The 15,145-nt window shown below is 68.1% G+C and carries 17 protein-coding genes and 2 pseudogenes; 7 read left to right on the forward strand and 12 right to left on the reverse strand.

All coding sequences use genetic code 11. The features are described 5' to 3' along the window. Nucleotides 1–138: 138 nt before the first annotated feature. The gene (locus ASD25_RS06445) at nt 139–1,206 is read left to right on the forward strand and encodes a hypothetical protein (protein ID WP_156376877.1); all 1,068 of its coding nucleotides are present in this window, start codon (nt 139–141) and stop codon (nt 1,204–1,206) included. A 22-nt stretch (nt 1,207–1,228) separates the two neighbouring features. On the opposite strand, the gene ASD25_RS33095 is transcribed toward ASD25_RS06445, so the two are convergent. From ASD25_RS33095 to ASD25_RS30205, 4 genes are all read right to left on the reverse strand, one after another. Then, complete coding sequence (locus tag ASD25_RS33095) at nt 1,229–1,756, reverse strand: HNH endonuclease (protein ID WP_082559994.1); 528 nt, start codon at nt 1,754–1,756, stop codon at nt 1,229–1,231. A gap of 36 nt (nt 1,757–1,792) precedes the next feature. Then, nucleotides 1,793–2,212: a hypothetical protein gene (locus ASD25_RS06450; protein WP_055827079.1), complete on the reverse strand. Its 420-nt coding sequence runs from the start codon at nt 2,210–2,212 to the stop codon at nt 1,793–1,795. A gap of 88 nt (nt 2,213–2,300) precedes the next feature. Continuing rightward, nucleotides 2,301–2,576, reverse strand: coding sequence for a hypothetical protein (locus tag ASD25_RS06455; RefSeq protein WP_055827078.1), 276 nt, complete (start codon nt 2,574–2,576; stop codon nt 2,301–2,303). A gap of 103 nt (nt 2,577–2,679) precedes the next feature. Beyond that, a complete protein-coding gene (locus ASD25_RS30205) occupies nt 2,680–2,850 on the reverse strand; it encodes a hypothetical protein (protein WP_156376876.1) in 171 nt (56 codons plus the stop codon). 370 nt (nt 2,851–3,220) lie between these two features. Between ASD25_RS30205 and ASD25_RS06460 the strand changes: the two genes are divergently transcribed. The 5 genes and pseudogenes from ASD25_RS06460 to rplS all read left to right on the forward strand — a co-directional run bounded on the left by ASD25_RS06460 (nt 3,221) and on the right by rplS (nt 6,345). Next, nucleotides 3,221–3,844, forward strand: coding sequence for a hypothetical protein (locus tag ASD25_RS06460; RefSeq protein WP_055827077.1), 624 nt, complete (start codon nt 3,221–3,223; stop codon nt 3,842–3,844). Nucleotides 3,845–3,853: 9 nt separating this feature from the next. Further along, nucleotides 3,854–5,035, forward strand: a complete 1,182-nt coding sequence (locus ASD25_RS06465; RefSeq protein ID WP_055827074.1) for an NAD(P)/FAD-dependent oxidoreductase — start codon at nt 3,854–3,856, stop codon at nt 5,033–5,035. A 10-nt stretch (nt 5,036–5,045) separates the two neighbouring features. Then, nucleotides 5,046–5,506, forward strand: a pseudogene (locus ASD25_RS31710) (tRNA (guanosine(37)-N1)-methyltransferase TrmD); the annotation flags it as partial. Nucleotide 5,507: 1 nt separating this feature from the next. Continuing rightward, a pseudogene (locus tag ASD25_RS31715) lies at nt 5,508–5,915 on the forward strand (tRNA (guanosine(37)-N1)-methyltransferase TrmD); the annotation flags it as partial. A 1-nt stretch (nt 5,916) separates the two neighbouring features. Beyond that, nucleotides 5,917–6,345 carry a 50S ribosomal protein L19 gene (gene rplS, locus ASD25_RS06475; RefSeq protein ID WP_055827069.1) on the forward strand — a complete coding sequence of 143 codons (429 nt, stop codon included), beginning with the start codon at nt 5,917–5,919 and terminating at the stop codon, nt 6,343–6,345. A 78-nt stretch (nt 6,346–6,423) separates the two neighbouring features. On the opposite strand, the gene ASD25_RS06480 is transcribed toward rplS, so the two are convergent. The 8 genes from ASD25_RS06480 to ASD25_RS06510 form a co-directional block, all read right to left on the reverse strand. Beyond that, nucleotides 6,424–6,909 carry a PA2169 family four-helix-bundle protein gene (locus tag ASD25_RS06480; RefSeq protein WP_055827065.1) on the reverse strand — a complete coding sequence of 162 codons (486 nt, stop codon included), beginning with the start codon at nt 6,907–6,909 and terminating at the stop codon, nt 6,424–6,426. 74 nt (nt 6,910–6,983) lie between these two features. Continuing rightward, entirely contained in the window at nt 6,984–7,793 is an 810-nt protein-coding gene (locus ASD25_RS06485) for a tryptophan 2,3-dioxygenase (RefSeq protein WP_055827063.1), read from the reverse strand. A 31-nt stretch (nt 7,794–7,824) separates the two neighbouring features. Then, complete coding sequence (locus ASD25_RS06490; RefSeq protein WP_055827060.1) at nt 7,825–8,100, reverse strand: hypothetical protein; 276 nt, start codon at nt 8,098–8,100, stop codon at nt 7,825–7,827. Nucleotides 8,101–8,144: 44 nt separating this feature from the next. Beyond that, nucleotides 8,145–9,188 (reverse strand): sensor histidine kinase, encoded by a 1,044-nt coding sequence (locus tag ASD25_RS06495; RefSeq protein ID WP_055827056.1) that lies wholly within the window; start codon nt 9,186–9,188, stop codon nt 8,145–8,147. A gap of 100 nt (nt 9,189–9,288) precedes the next feature. Beyond that, nucleotides 9,289–9,456, reverse strand: a complete 168-nt coding sequence (locus ASD25_RS30210) for a hypothetical protein (protein WP_156376875.1) — start codon at nt 9,454–9,456, stop codon at nt 9,289–9,291. Between the two features lie 76 nt (nt 9,457–9,532). Further along, nucleotides 9,533–9,895 (reverse strand): DUF1318 domain-containing protein, encoded by a 363-nt coding sequence (locus ASD25_RS06500; protein ID WP_055827053.1) that lies wholly within the window; start codon nt 9,893–9,895, stop codon nt 9,533–9,535. Between the two features lie 17 nt (nt 9,896–9,912). After that, a complete protein-coding gene (locus ASD25_RS06505; protein WP_055827051.1) occupies nt 9,913–10,101 on the reverse strand; it encodes a YnbE family lipoprotein in 189 nt (62 codons plus the stop codon). Nucleotides 10,102–10,183: 82 nt separating this feature from the next. Further along, on the reverse strand, nt 10,184–13,366 hold the full coding sequence (locus ASD25_RS06510; protein ID WP_055827048.1) for a YdbH domain-containing protein: 3,183 nt from the start codon (nt 13,364–13,366) through the stop codon (nt 10,184–10,186). 423 nt (nt 13,367–13,789) lie between these two features. Here ASD25_RS06510 and ASD25_RS06515 point away from each other — a divergent pair, with 423 nt between their 5' ends. Next, complete coding sequence (locus ASD25_RS06515) at nt 13,790–15,136, forward strand: M23 family metallopeptidase (RefSeq protein WP_235562637.1); 1,347 nt, start codon at nt 13,790–13,792, stop codon at nt 15,134–15,136. Nucleotides 15,137–15,145 lie beyond the last annotated feature (9 nt).

A 15,145-nucleotide genomic window follows, 5' to 3' on the forward strand; every position in this document is an offset into this window, starting at 1 on the left:
GGGCAGCCTCGGGGCGGTCCATCTCTGATCGGAGCGCCATCCTCGCAGCGGCAGACGAAGCTGAGCCGTTGCCATAGTTCGACTAGCTGATAAGTTGCATCACCCGCTTATGGGGCGGTAACGCGGGCGGCCATTTGCATGAATATCGACGAACTTCATAGGCTAGCAATTTGGTTCAACGGCCAATTTCGCGACACGAACAAGCTTTACGCCGCGCTTCTTGAGCCCCTAAATCATAACGCGAGCCAAGCCGACAAACGGCCCTTGGAAGAACATCTTCAAGCGCTGATCAATTTCCTCAACGATCAGCGGTTTGATGAGCTGTCTATTCAGCAACTGAAAATGCTGACGGCGCTGGGCGCTGACGCCTACATGGGCCCCGCCGGCGCGGAATTCGTGAACGATGTAGTTCGCACTTCAAACTTCGATCCAGCGACCGCGGCTCAAAAGATCACCGAAGCAATGCAAACTCTTAGCAAGGCTCGTGCGTCTTTCACTGCCTATGCAGAAGCAGTGAAGAACCTTGGGTTCGAAGTTCGCGACATCGAAGACGACGAAGATCGCATAATCATCCGGATCGGTTTTCAGAATGACGTGTCCATCGACAACGTCACCGACTGGAAAGATGCCGGGAAGGAATGGTACGAAATCATTCGCGGCCTAGCCATGGCATGCGATGAAAAGCCCGAAGATGTCAAAGTTGTCGGCACCGCAACAGGCTCCATCATACTAATTCTGGCTGGCACTGTTGTTTTCACGACCCTTCTGGCGAGAATTTCAAAGAACATCACTAGCGTGGCCATGGACGTACTTGGTGTGCGCTCCGCCATGGAAGACCTTCGTCAAAAAGGTATTCTGACGAAGACGATGGAAAAAGAATTCAGAGACATAGAAAAATCCAAACGCGACTCTGCGGTAACCACTATTGAAGGTGTGCTTGCTGAGCAACTGAAGGGTAAGGACGGGGAAATTAATACCGCCCTCGTCAAATCTATAGAAAAACTACTGACCTTCAGCGAGAAGGGTGGAAGTGTCGACTTTGTCGCCCCTGAAGAAAACGAAGAGGAAGAGGAAGAAGAAGAGGGCGACGACGTTGCGAATATCAAGCTTAAGGCCGCGCTACTTGAAGCGCGAGAAGCGATCCACGAATACCAAGGCCAACGCCTTAGCCTGAAGCTTCTTTCGGACGGGACAAAGACGGTCTAACCGCAACCGGGAAGTGTCATTGTCAGTCATAAGACCGACGCTGACGATCGGACGTGGGCGTGTCGGGAAGCTCACCTGGAACGTCGACTTCCCTTACGGCGAGGCCACGCTCGGCTCTCCATTCAAGGAACTCATCGAGAGTTTTCGCTAGCTTGGCGCGATTGCAGGGCGTGCAGGCGAGCGTGAGGTTGCTGATCCCACTTGTTCCTCCCCGGGCCACCGGAGTGAGATGGTCCACCTCACCGCCCTTTCCGAGGGGTGCTCCACAGTAGCGGCAGGCATCGCCAAGAGGCCCGCGAAGGCGAACAGCGTGCGCCGCCATTTCCTGCGGACGGGCGGGTCCTGCTCGTTCGGCGCGACGACGCCCGCGCTCCGCCTTCTGCTCTGGATTTGCCATGGAATGGCGAGCGGATCGGGCGGCCATGCACTTCCGGCAACTTGATCGAAATCCGATCGTCACGCCGCCGTTGCGCACGTTTTTATACTGGCCAAAAAACTCGCGAGTAAGCGGTAGGCGCTCACCGCAATCCTTGCAGGTCTGTTCGGTCATGACGAACCCGCCAAAGCTATCGGGATGCCCGCCCCGCTAGTGAATATCGACCTTCTTGACTGCCATGAACCACGCAGCAACGCACGCCACGACCAGTTGCACGGTGGCGAGCACCGCCTGCCACACCCCATCATGATAGCCTTGGAAAATCGCCACGGTATTCAGTAGCCCAAGCACGACTAACAAAACGAACACCGGCCAGCCCGACCACGCCTTGAAGGCTTTGTCGCAGACCCATCGGCCCGCCCACACCCCTAAGACGGATGAGATTACGGTGGCGGTCAACTCGACAAAGCGAGGCACACCATCCGTGACGGAGCCCGCCATAAACGTGTGAACGACGTAGTAGACGACGGCGACGACAAGGAAGCTGACCAAGAAGAGCGGAACGGACAGAATCGTCCCGAGAACCAACGAGCCTCGGTCCTGCGTTTTGACGTCATTACTGGCGGTCATATAGCTCCCCCGAGCAGTCGTCTCAGATAGCACATCGGACGGTTGCGTGAAACCTACTTGCTACCTTCCGTCGCTCGCCACATTCCCCTCACGTCATCGCCACATCCCCGCTCGCCCCATGCGGCCGCACCCAGAAGGTGACCCGCCCCGGGCAGCCCATCCTGCGGCAGGTCGTGGCGCGGCCCCACAGGACGAAGCTGGAGCCGCGCTCGCGGGCGATGCGTTTCAGGTCGGCGCGGATGCGCAGCTCGCACAGGTCGCACTCGGTATAGACCAGCCAGCGGTTGGCGATGATCGCGCCGACCGTGGGGCCGGCGAACTTCCAGTCCTGGGCCGTGTAGCGGTCCGGATTACGCCGGGTCATCTTTGTTGGGCGCTATCGCTTGGCCCGCGGGGCCTCGCTGCCTGAGCGCGGGATGGAGCCAGCTAACGCCCGGCGTGTGGCGCCTCGCCTCCGCGCGACCCCGTCACCCCAGCGCCCGCAGCTCGATCCGGGCCGCCTGTTGGAGGACTGCGCCGGGGGCGAGGCGCTCGATCTCGGAGAGCAGGCTGCCGATGCCGGCGCGGCCGTCGGCGCTGGTCAGGTCGAGGCCCTGGAGGACGGCGAGGAGGCGGGTGGTCGGGTCTTCGGGCGTCATGGCTGGCTCTCTCTGACTGGCTGGATGTGAAGACCGACCCGGGGAGATGGAAAGCATTCCGGAAGGAGACTCGCAACGGGAATGTTGCTGGTTTGTTCTTTTTTGTGTGGAGGGTGCGCGGCCGTCCCCGCCCCGTCGGCGCGGGGCGCCGACGACCCTCCCCCGAGGGGGAGGGAGAGGGTCCGTGCGGTTGCTACCCCTCCACCCCTTCGGGGTCCCCCTCCCCATTCGCTGCGCGAACAGGGAGGAGACAGGAACGTGCGCGCCAGAACTTTTTTGCTGGCGCCGGGATTCCTGTCGGCGTTGGGGTTTGCGCGGCGCGTCGGGGCGTTTGCGCGCCGCAGGAAGGGGCGGGGTCATACTCCGCCAGATGGAAGAGAAGCATTTCAACGCCCGGTATGACGACAAGACGTGGCGGGCGCTGTTCCGGCGCTGGCATGCGGGGGAGACGTCGCGGTCGCTGAGGGCCGGGGCCGGGGTGGCGATGGACACCTGGCGGTACAACGCCCGGCGGCTGAAGATGCGGATCAAGGATCTGCCCGAGGACGATCCGCGACGGCGGCGCGTGCCGGCCTATGAAGAGCGGACGGGCGAGTTCCGGCATCCGAAAGGCAGTCTGGACGAGCGGGACTGGCTGAGGGTCATGGCGCTGAGGGCGGGCGGTGTGAAGGCCCCCCTGCTGGCCGAGGTGTTCGGGGTGAAGCCGAACACCATCTGGCAGCAGGCCAAGGCGCGGGGCCTGCCGCCGCCGCATCTTGCCAGGGCGGCGCCGCGACCGGAGATGATGTTCGATGTGGACCTGGACAAGCCGGTCAGGACCTTCCTGTCGCTGGCGGAGACGATCGGGCGGGCCATCGACGACGGGCGCCATGACGACGTCGACACCCTGTTCCGGCGGTGGAAGATGGTGGAGGAGATGTTCGTGGTGAAGCAGCGGATCGACGCCACCGACCGCGCGCGGGGCCGCTCGCCGCCCGGGCGGGGGGTGTGGTAGAGGCCGGCGATGCAGACTGTGGATGTCCTGATCGTCGGCGCCGGCGCGGCCGGGATGATGTGCGCCATAGAGGCGGGGCGGCGCGGGCGCAGCGTGCGCATCCTCGACCATGCGCGGGCGCCGGGCGAGAAGATCCGCATCTCGGGCGGGGGGCGGTGCAACTTCACCAACCTGGGGACCGGGCCCGGCAACTTCCTCGGCGAGAACCCGCGGTTCGCGACCTCGGCGCTGAAGCGGTTCACCCAGCATGATTTTGTGAAAAGGGTCGATCAGGCGGGGATCGCCTGGCACGAGAAGACCCTGGGCCAGCTGTTCTGCGACGACTCGGCGAAACAGATCATCCGCATGCTGACCGACGACATGCGGGCGGCGGGCGTGGTGCTGTCGCTGGGGACCTCGGTGGAGCGTGTCGAGCGCGGCGGCGACGGGTATGAGGCGGCGCTGTCGGACGGGTCGGTGGTGCGGGCGCGGTCGCTGGTGCTGGCGACCGGGGGCAAGTCGATCCCCAAGATGGGGGCGACGGGCTGGGCCTATGACGCCGCGCGGGGGTTCGGGCTGAGGGTCACGGAGACGCGGCCGGCGCTGGTTCCGCTGACGTTCGAGGCGGGGCTGCTGGAACAGCTGACGCCGCTGGCCGGGGTGGCGGTGGATGCGGTGGTGAAGGGCGGGGGGACGAGCTTTGCGGAGGCGATGTTGTTTACGCACCGGGGGCTGAGCGGGCCGGCGATCCTGCAGATCAGCTCCTACTGGCGCGAGGGCGAGGCGATCACCGTGGCCATGGCGCCCGGCGAGGACGTCTGGGCCCGGCTGAAGGCGGCCAAGGAGGAGAACGGGAAACAGATGGTGCACACAGCGCTGGGGCACATCGTGCCGCGACGGCTGGCCGAGAGCATCTGCGAGCGCGAGGGGGTGAAGGGCAAGCTGGCCGAGGTCGGGGACAAGACCCTGCGCCGGCTGGACGCGGCGGTGAACGGCTGGACGGTCAAGCCGGTGGGGTCCGAGGGCTATCGCACCGCCGAGGTGACCCTGGGCGGGATCGCGACGGACCAGCTGGACCAGCAGACCATGGCGGCGAAGGCGGTCCCGGGCCTGTACGTCATCGGCGAGGCCGCCGACGTCACGGGCTGGCTGGGCGGCTATAACTTCCAGTGGGCCTGGTCGTCGGGTTGGGCCGCCGGGCAGGTGTGCTAGGAGAGCCGCCATGCCCTTTACCGCCACCGTCCTGACCATGTTCCCCGAGGCGTTTCCGGGCCCGCTCGGCGTCTCGCTGATCGGCACGGCGTGGCGYGAGCGCGGGCTCTGGAGCCTTGAAACGGTTGACATTCGGGCCTTTTCCACAGATACGCGCGGCTTCCTGGACGACACCCCCGCGGGTGGCGGYCCGGGAGCCGTGCTCAAGGCGGACGTGGTGGCGAGGGCGCTCGACAGCGTATCCGGACCCTCTGACGCGTCTTTGGCGCGGCCGCTTTTGTACATGAGCGCCCGGGGTCGGCCCCTGACCCAGGCGCGCGTCAAGGAATGGGCGAAGGCGGACGGCATAGTCGTCCTCTGCGGCCGTTTCGAGGGGGTGGATCAGCGCGTGCTGGACGCGCGCGGGTTCGAGGAGGTCTCCGTCGGAGACGCGGTTCTCGCCGGCGGCGAGGCGGCGGCGATGGTGGTGATNGAGGGGGTGGATCAGCGCGTGCTGGACGCGCGCGGGTTCGAGGAGGTCTCCGTCGGAGACGCGGTTCTCGCCGGCGGCGAGGCGGCGGCGATGGTGGTGATCGAGGCGTGCGTAAGGTTGCTGCCCGGCGTCCTCGGCCAGGCGGACAGTCTCAGTAGCGAGAGTTTCGAGGACGGCCTTCTGGAGCATCCGCAGTACACGCGACCGCGGACGTTCGAGGGGCTGGAGATACCCGAGGTGCTTCTGTCGGGCGACCACAAGAAGGTCGCACAATGGCGCGAAGAGCAGCGGCGAGAGACGACCCGGGAGCGGCGGCCAGACCTCTGGACGGCGYATCTGGACAAGACCMATGCGGGCCATGAGCCCGCCAAATCACAGGTAAAGAGCGCAAAAGCTCGAGGAGAATAGAATGAACATCCTTCAGACCATCGAGGCCGAAGAGAAGGCCCGCCTGATCGAAACCCGCAAGATCCCGGACTTCCAGCCCGGCGACACCCTGCGTGTCATGGTCAAGATCAAGGAAGGCGAGCGCGAACGCATCCAGGCCTTCGAGGGCGTCTGCATCGCCCGCGCCGGCGGCGGCGTGAACGAGAATTTCACCGTGCGGAAGATCTCCTTCGGCGAAGGCGTGGAGCGGGTCTTCCCGATCCTGTCGCCGAACATCGACGCCATCGAGGTCAAGCGCCGGGGCGTCGTGCGGCGCGCCAAGCTCTATTACCTGCGTGATCGTCGCGGCAAGTCGGCCCGGATCGCCGAGAAGCAGACCGTGCGTCCGGTCAAGGGCGTCGTCGTGCCGGAAACCGGCAAGGCCGAAACGGCCGCCGACACCGAAGCCTGAGCCGCTCAACGGCAGCCAGAATGACGAAGGCCCCGGCGGAAACGCCGGGGCCTTTTTCATTGTCGCCGGAGACGACGGTCAGTTCGGATACAGGCGTCCGCCGGCGTCCTTCTGGCCTTCCAGGCTGTGCTTGAGGTCGCGCATCTGATCGTGGCCGTCCTTCACCGTGGCCCAGGCGCGGCGGATGGTTTCGCGGGTGGTGGCCGAGACGCTGGAATCCTCGAGGGCGGTTTCGAACTTGCCCTTGATGAAGTCCTCGCCGTTCTCGACCGAATTCACCACCGCCTGTTCGTCGCGCAGCAGGGCGTGTTTGACGTCGAGGAAGGCGCGGTGGGCCTTGGCCAGGATGGAGCCGTCATCCTCGGGCTCGCCGCCGAGGGTGCGGACCGCGCCCTGGAGGTCGGTGACGACCTGCTGGCGCTCGAAGCTGCGGGCTTCGAACAGGGCCTTGAAGGTGGGCTTGTCGGTTTCCTTCGCGGCTTCGCGATAGCCGTCGGCGCTGTCGATGGTGGTCTCGATCAGGCTGTTCAGGACGTGGATGTCGTGGTGATTGGGGCTGCTCATGATGATCGGCCTTCTGTTGTGGGGAGGAGCCCACAAAGCGCCGACCGGGTTGAAAAGGTTTCAGCTTCGCCGTTCTACAATTTCGTGCGCAGCGACCAGAGCTCGGGGAAACAGCGCCGTTGCAGGGTCTCGGTCAGATAGGCGACGCCCTCGGTGCCGCCGGTGCCGCGGCGGCGACCGATGATGCGCTCGACGGTGACGACGTGCTTGTGCCGCCAGGTCAGCAGGGCGTCGTCCAGGTCCACCAGCTTTTCCGCCAGCTGGTAGAAGGGCCACCAGCGGGCGGTGTCGCGATAAACCTCCAGCCAGGCGGCCTCGACGCCTTCCGACGGCTCCCACGGCTGGCTGACGTCGCGGTTCAGCGCCTCGGCCGGAACCGGCAGGCCGGCGGCGGCCAGCTGATGCAGGGCGTCGTCATAGAGGCTGGGCGCGGCCAGGGCGGCGCGCAGGGCGGCGTGGGCGGCGGGGCGTTCCTCGTGGAAGCGCAGGAAGCGGTCGTCCTTGAGCCCCAGCATGTATTCGAAACGGCGGAACTGGTCGCTCTGGAAGCCCGAGGACGAACCGAGCACGCCGCGGAAGCGAAGATAGTCGGCGGGAGTCATGGTGGCCAGGATGTCCCAGCTCATCGTCATGACGGCCTGGATGCGGCTGACGCGGGCCAGGATCTTGTAGGCGGGAACCAGATCGCCGGCGCGGACCAGCGTCTGGGCCAGGGTGACCTCGTGCAGGATCTGCTTGAGCCACAGCTCCTTGGTCTGGTGGATGACGACGAACAGCATCTCGTCGTGTTCGTCCGAGATCGGATGCTGGGCGGCCAGCAGATCGTCCAGCGCCAGATAGCCGGCGTAGGTCATGTCGGAAGGATGGGCGGGGGCGTCGGTCATCCGCGACCTATCGCGCGGGCGGCGCATCGGCTCAAGGGCGGTCGGCGTCGTGGTCGGTTTCGGGGCGGCCCGGATCCAGGGTGTTGTCGACCCGGTCGTCCCAGCCCTCGCGGCTGGATTTGAAGGCCAGCCCCATCAGGACCCATGCGAGGACGACCGTGCCCAGCACGCCGAGCGACAGGGCGATCCAGCCGTGCAGCGGCAGGTCGCCGCCCCCGATCAGCTTCCAGACCAGGCTGATCAGGCCGGTGGCCACGGCCGAGACCCCGGCGGCGATGAAGAGATTGCGGAGGACGCGAAGCACCATGTGGACAGATGTAGACGCGAGGCGCGGCGGAGGCGAGCCGGGGCTCAGCCCCCGTGGCGCACCGACACCGTCATGCCCGGGCTGGGCGCCGTCGTCATGCGCGCATCCAGCTGCTTGACCAGGGCCTCGACGATGGCCGTTCCCAGGCCGCCGTGGGCGGAAGGGACCGCGTCCACGGCCCCGACGCCGTTGTCGTGGACGACCAGGGTCCAGCCGTCTCCCGCGCTCGCATAGGTCACCAGGACGAGGGCGTCCGCCCGGTCGGTGGGGAAGGCGTATTTGATGGCGTTGATGACCAGTTCGGTGACGATCAGCCCCATGCTGACGGCCTTGTCCGAACCGATGAAGCCATGGTCGGCCTCGACGAGGATGGCGATGGGCTGGGTCTCGCCGACCATGGAGGCCGCGAGGCTGGCGCACAGCTTGGTCAGATAGGGGCCGACCTCGATCTGATCGAGATCGCCCGAGGCATGGAGATGGGACTGGACCTCCGCCACCGAGAGCACGCGCTGATGCGCGTCCTTGAGGTGCAGGCGGGTCTCGTCGGAGGTCACGGCGCGGGCCTTGATCAGCAGGATGCTGGCGATGATCTGCAGGCTGTTGGCGACGCGGTGCTGCATCTCCTGCAGGAGGATCTGCTTCTGGCGCAGCAGCTCCTCGGTGTGTTCCAGCAGGTCGGCCAGCTGGCGTTCGACGGCGCGGCGGGCGGTGATGTCGGTGAAGGCCAGCAGGATGGTGCTGTTCTCGCTGGTTTCGTAGATCACCTTGCGCGCGTTCAGCAGCATGGTGCGGCGGCCGACGCCGGGGAAGTCGTGGTCGACCTCGAACCCGTCCATGGCGGTCTTTTCGGGGATGATCGTCTCGAGCAGCAGCCGCAGGGCCGGGATGTTCCACTGGCCGTCGCCGAGGTCATAGAGCAGCCGTCCCATGGTGCGGTCGGGATCGACCTTGAAGATTTCATAGAAGGCGCGGCTGGCGGCGAGCACCGTCAGGCCGCCATCGAGGACGATCAGCGGCTCATGGATGGTGTCGACGATCGCCTGAGCGAGCGTCTGGGCATCCTCAACCCCGGGGATCGTCGTCGGCATGCGGAGCGGGCGTCCAGAGCGAGCGCGCGGAAAGAGGCGGCCTGCGCCACAGCCTTACGCGCAAAAGCCGGGGCGTGGCAAAGGGGGTCGCGAGGCTGACCTAGGGATGTCGCGCCGTATAACGATCCTGCCAGTCGGCCTGATGCGCCAGATCCCGCCAATAGGCGGCCATGCCGACCCACTCGGCGCGTAGCCGGAGCGAGGAATCGCGCGCGGCGAGGCCGTCCATCCAGGCGGCCATGGCCCTGCATTCCGAGGCGGTTCGCATCGTGTTTCCCGTCAGGCCGGATCAACCGGCTGCACAGGGAACCCCCGCGGACTCCGAAGGGTCCGTACGGCGACGCTTAGCGCTGGACCCACTGGCCCTGGGCGTTGCGGTACCACTGGCCCGAGCTGATGCGCGGCAGCAACTGGCCTTCGAACATCCGGGCGCCGGCGACGTCGGGCGTGGTGCCGGCGGCCTGGGCGCTGCGGGCGTAGGCCGCGCGGCGGGCGCTGTTGGTCACCTGGACGGCCTGGGTCAGGGCGGGGTCGGACGCCGGAACGCGGAAGCCGAGATAGCCGTCGGCCTGTTCGCCCACGGTCCCTTGCGCCTTGGCGGCGTCGATCATCGACTTCTGGGCGGAGGTCTGGGCGAAGGCCGCGCCCGCGGCGACGCCGAGAGCCGCGACGGCCGCGGCGACGACGAAGAACTTGCGGAAAGACATCTGGGTCAACTTTCGCGTCAGAACAGGTTGGGGTTCGCGACGAGGAGGTCCTGAAGCTCCTTGTCGAGACGCACGCGGACGTCGGCGTCGAGTTTCGCGTAGATCTGGATCGGATCGACCTGCAGCCGGACCGTGGGCGTGCAGGCGCTCGCTCCGAGCGCGGCGACGAGGCCGAGGATGGCGAGGCGTGTGCGGGTCCGGTTCATGGTCTGTGGTCTCCGGTCTTCAATCCGCGGCGATCTAACGCCCGGGCGGGTGAACGGGTTCTGAACGGCGAAGGGGGCAGGATCACGGCGTCGTGGGCGGCGGCGGCGGGACCGGCGAGGCCTGGCCGTTGCGGGCGCGGTTGAGCTCCAGCAGGTCGCCGACAAGCTGGTTGAGATTGAGGGTGGTGTCCAGCGTCAGGTCGATGCCGGTGCCCGACGGCAGCGGCAGTTCGCGGTTCAGGAACTCACGGCTGATGAAGTCGGCGATCGAGATGCGGAGCTCTTGTCGTACGGGCGGATCGTGGCGGCCGCGGATGCGGAACAGGACGCCGATCCGGCCTTCGTCGAGGCTGTTCACCTCGGCCGAGAGCAGGTCGAAGGACAGGTTCTCCATCGCCTGATAGGCGAGGTCCTGAATGGTGTTGGGAGGCACGGCCTCGCCGCCGCCGCCGGCTTCCAGGCCGCTGAGAGCCTCGCGGGCGATGGACAGGCGTCCGGGCTGGACGGCGGCCAGGGTTCCGCCGGTGATGCGGACGCCCGCCTCGCGCGTCGAAGTGAAGGGCAGGCGGCCCGAGACGACGGCGTCCAGCCTCACCTTGTCGCCGAAGCCGGAACCGGCGATGACCTCGCCGAGCTGCACCTTGTCGAGAACGATGACGCCGGTGATCGGCTGGGTCGGGTCCAGCGGCACGGCGAAGGGCTCGATGCTGACGCGCCCCCCGGCGACGGCGAGGTCGCCGGCCTGGAGGGTCACCGCCGCCTTGTCGAGGCCGAAGGTCAGTTCGATGTCGGTCAGGGGCGTGACCGACTCGAGGCTGTCCGCGGTCAGGCGCTGGCCGGGGGCGGCGGTCAGGGGCGCCAGATTGATGAAGTCGACCGTTCCGCGAAGCCCCTTCACCGGACCGGCGGGGCTGACAAAGTCGAGCCCCGGGATAGTCAGGCGGCCCGAGCTGGTTCCTTCCGCGTCGGCGCGCCAGTCGACGCGGCCGGCGAAGCCGACCGAGCCGGTCGCGGGCGAACCAACGAAGTCGCCGGCCAGGGGGCTGAGGTCGCCGGGCTGCAGGCCGCCCTCGGCGAAGACGATGGACGGGGCGTCGATGACGACGCCGCCCGCGCCGGCGCCGCCGTCGTGGGCCAGGGTCAGGCGGCCGAGGGCCGCGCCGTTGCGGGTCAGGTCGAAGGCGCCGGTCCAGTCCTCGCCGGTCATGCGGGCCGAGCCGGAGGCGCCAAGCGGATTGAAGCGCAGGGGGCTGGTGGCGTCGGAAACCGTGGCGCCGGCGACGCGGGCGTCGAGATTGATACCGGCCCGGCCGCCGATGGCGGTGAAGCCGCCCTGAACGTCGCTGAAACGCAGGGCGAGGAAGGGGGCGTCGGCCGAGAGCCCCTGCACCGTCCCGTCCGAGCGCCAGCCGCCGTCGGCGACACTGGCCAGCGGGCGGGCCGCCGGGCAGAGCCGGCCAGCCAGGTCGGTGACGTCGCTCTCGCCCAGCTCCAGCCCTTCGACCGTGACGGGCGCGCAGCCGGCGGCGACATAGGTCACGCGGCCGTTGGACGAGGTCAGCCGGCCCCGGGTCTGGACGGCGATCCCCCTCGCGAGGCCGAAGTCGAGGGCGGCGCGGCCGTCCAGGGCGGCCGTGAAGCCGGTCGGTGTCAGGCGCCATGCCGGGATGGCGAAGACGGCCTCGGGCATGCCCCGCCCCCGGGTCGCGGTCAGGCTGAGCGCGCCGCCCCCGGCCTGGCCGCGCGCGGCGGCGAAGACCGGCGTGGCGGCGGGCCGCAAGGTCAGGACGCCCCCGTTGGCCGGGCGCAGGGTGGCGGGACGGGTCAGGACGACGCGCGTTCCCGCAGGCCCGGCGGTCACGCTGAAGGCGGGGACGTCGACGGCGAAGGCGGACAACGCCTGTTTCATCCCGGCCAGTTCAGGCGGGTCGTCGCGACCGACGGGGCCGAACAGGGGCCAGCTGCCGCGCGCGGCGGAGAGCGAGCTCGTCGCCGAGACGCGCAGACCCCCGTCGACGACGAGGTCCAGACGGCCGCCGCCGCGCACGCCGTTCAGGGCCAGGTCGTCCCGGACCAGACGCGCGGCGGACACGGTCATCGGCCCGCCGGCCTCCAGCGCCGCGTTTCGCCCGCCGAGGACGAGGCGGGAGGAGGTCAGGGTCAGGCCGCTTCCGTCCAGCCCGGCGCCCGAGGCGCGCGCGGCGGAGACGGCCGCGGGGCCTTCCAGCCGCCAGCCGAAGCCGCGCGCGTCGCGGGTGAAGACCGTCCGGGCCCGGTCGAGACGCAGGCGGGCGCCGGAGACGGCGGTTCCCGGTCCGTCGATACGGGCGGCGCGCACGTCGAGGTCGCCGGCGCCCGCGATGCGGAAGGTTTCGAGCCAGCCGGCGGTCTGGCCGTCGAAGGCCAGGCGCGCGTCGGCGGTCCGGGCGACCGTTCCGCCGGACGAAAGGCGGGCCGCTGTGAAGGCGGCGTTGAGGGCGGCCCGGCCGTCGCCCCTGCGGCCCTTGAGGTCGGGATAGGGCAGGTTTCCGGCGACGACGAGCCGTGGGGCCTGGCCCGCGACGCCCGGCAGGTCGGCGCTTTCGGCGGCGGCGTCGAGGCGGACGGCGATGCGGTCGCCGGTGGTGGTCAGGTCGACGACGGCCTGCAGGCCCTTCGCCTCGATCTCCCCGCTCTTGAAGGCGGTGGCGGGCATCCGGGCGTTGAGCCGCATCAGCTTGCCGTTGTCGATGCGTGCGTCGCCGAGGATGTTGGTCGGGCCATAGTCGGTGTCGAGCCGCACGCGGGCGCCCTCGACGATGACCAGGGGAGAGCGGCTGTCGGGGCGGGGCGGTCGGCCCATGAAGCGTTCCACCAGGGGGTCCAGCGAGCCGAAGGTCAGCTTGCCGCCGCGCACGCTGGCGCGCACCACGGGGCGGACCAGGCGGATGCGGGTCGGGGTGACGCCGAGGCCGCCCTTCGACCAGGGCGCGCCGATGCCATAGTCGACCTCGACCCGTTCGATCATGACGTCGGGATGGGCGGGATCGCCGATGCGGACGCGGGCGACCAGACCGTCCATCTCGAGCCGCTCGATCTGCATGTCGGCGTCGACGCCCTGTTGCTCCAGCCAGCCGACCAGCACCTGACGCGTGGCGGCGCGGCGGTTGAGCCACGCCAGGGCGACCAGCACCAGCACCACGCCCAGCACGGCGCCGACGACGATCAGCAGACGGCGACCGCGGGGACGGCGGCGGTCGGGAGCGGAGGACGCGTCGACGCTCATGGCGCGCTCATGGCCGGAGCGATGAGGCCGCGAAAAGCCCGCTGAGCAAAGGAGCCCGCCGGCCGAACACTATAGCCGTGTCCATTTAAGCACAGTTGAGTGGCGCATCGGCCACTTTGAATGCATCCAGAGTCGGGGCGAGATGGATCACACACGTCGCGGCCGACTCCTGTTCGCACGGTTGCGAATACACTGATCAACTCGCAAGGTATTCTCCTGGTTCACGCAAGCTTTACCAGCGGCGCCTGCCCCGGTTAACGGGTTGTAACGAACCGTCTTCCCATGATGGGATGGACGGGCTATAGGGCCTGTCTCGCGACGGGGGGCTCTTCGGCGCGATCCATGCTTCTAGTGGCTTTGGCGCCGGACGGCGTCGTCGTTTTTCGGGGACCGATGGCTCAGTTCGATCCACGTCGCCAACCGATGCGCATCGCGCCTCACGCCCTGACGGCGGTGGCGGCGATCTCGGTGGCTCTGCTTGCCGGACGCGTATACCAACCCGCGAAGGCGGAAGAGGCTCCGCCTCTCACCCAAATTCAGATTTCCGCCCTGGCGGACCAGGCGTTCGCCGCCGCCGGCACTCCGGCCGGCCTGACCACGCCGGAAGCCATCCCCGTCCAGATTCGCCGCGGCGAGACCTTCGAGCAGGCCGTGCGCCGCACCGGCATCGCGCCGGAAGAAGCCTCGGCCGTCGCCGCCACCCTGTCGAACGCCATGGACGTCACCGCGATGCGGGTCGGCCAGCGGTTCGAAACCGCCATCTCCAGGCCGCGCGGCGGCCGGGGCGACGCCCGCCTGATCGGCCTGACCATGCGCACGGGGCCCGCGACCCAGTTGACCGTGTCGCGCAGCTTCGACGGCGCCCTGCGCCTGCGCGCCCTTGAGGAAAAGGTCACGCACGAGACGGTGGTCCTGACCGGCAAGGTCGAGGGTTCGCTGTCGCGCACGGCGCGCCGCGAAGGGGCCCCCGCCGACGTCGCCCGCGCCGCCGGCCGGCTGTTCTCGCACAAGTTCGACATGGACCGGGACATCCATGCGAACGACGAATTCACCTATGTGTTCGGCCGCACCGTGACCGAGAACGGCCGCACCATCGGCACCGACGGCCTGTTGTACGCCGAGCTCAAGGGCGTGGTCTTCTATCGCTTCCAGCCCGCCGGAGCGAAGGAGCCGCAGTATTTCGACGGCACAGGCAAGAACACGCGTTCGGCCTTCATGCGCACGCCGCTGGAGCGGGGCTTCCGCGTCTCGTCCTCGTTCGGCTTCCGCCGCCACCCGATCGCCGGCTATCGCAAGATGCACCAGGGCATCGACTTCGCCGCGGGCATGGGCACGCCGGTGGTGGCGCCCGCCGACGGCGTCGTGGTCGAGGCCCGCCGCTGGGGCGGCTATGGCAACTGGCTGCGCATCCGTCATCCGAACGGTCTGGAAAGCGGCTACGGCCACCTGTCGCGCTACGCCTCGGGCGTCCGCGCCGGCCAACGCGTCCGCCAGGGACAGGTCGTCGCCTTCGTCGGTTCGACCGGCGCCTCGACCGGTCCGCACCTGCACTACGAACTGTGGCGCAACGGCCAGAGGATCAATCCGGCCGGCGTGCGCACCACCGAGGGCACCATCCTGGCCGGGGCCGATCTGGCCGCGTTCAGGGCTGAAAAGGCCCGCATCGACCGCATCCGCGCGGCCGGCGGCGAACGCCGTCCGCAGGTCCAGCGCGCCGCCGCGGCTCCGGCCGTCGCCGCGCCGACGGGCCTGCGTCCCGCCCAGGGCTAGGCCGCTTCC

It is taken from the genome of Brevundimonas sp. Root1423 (assembly GCF_001426805.1).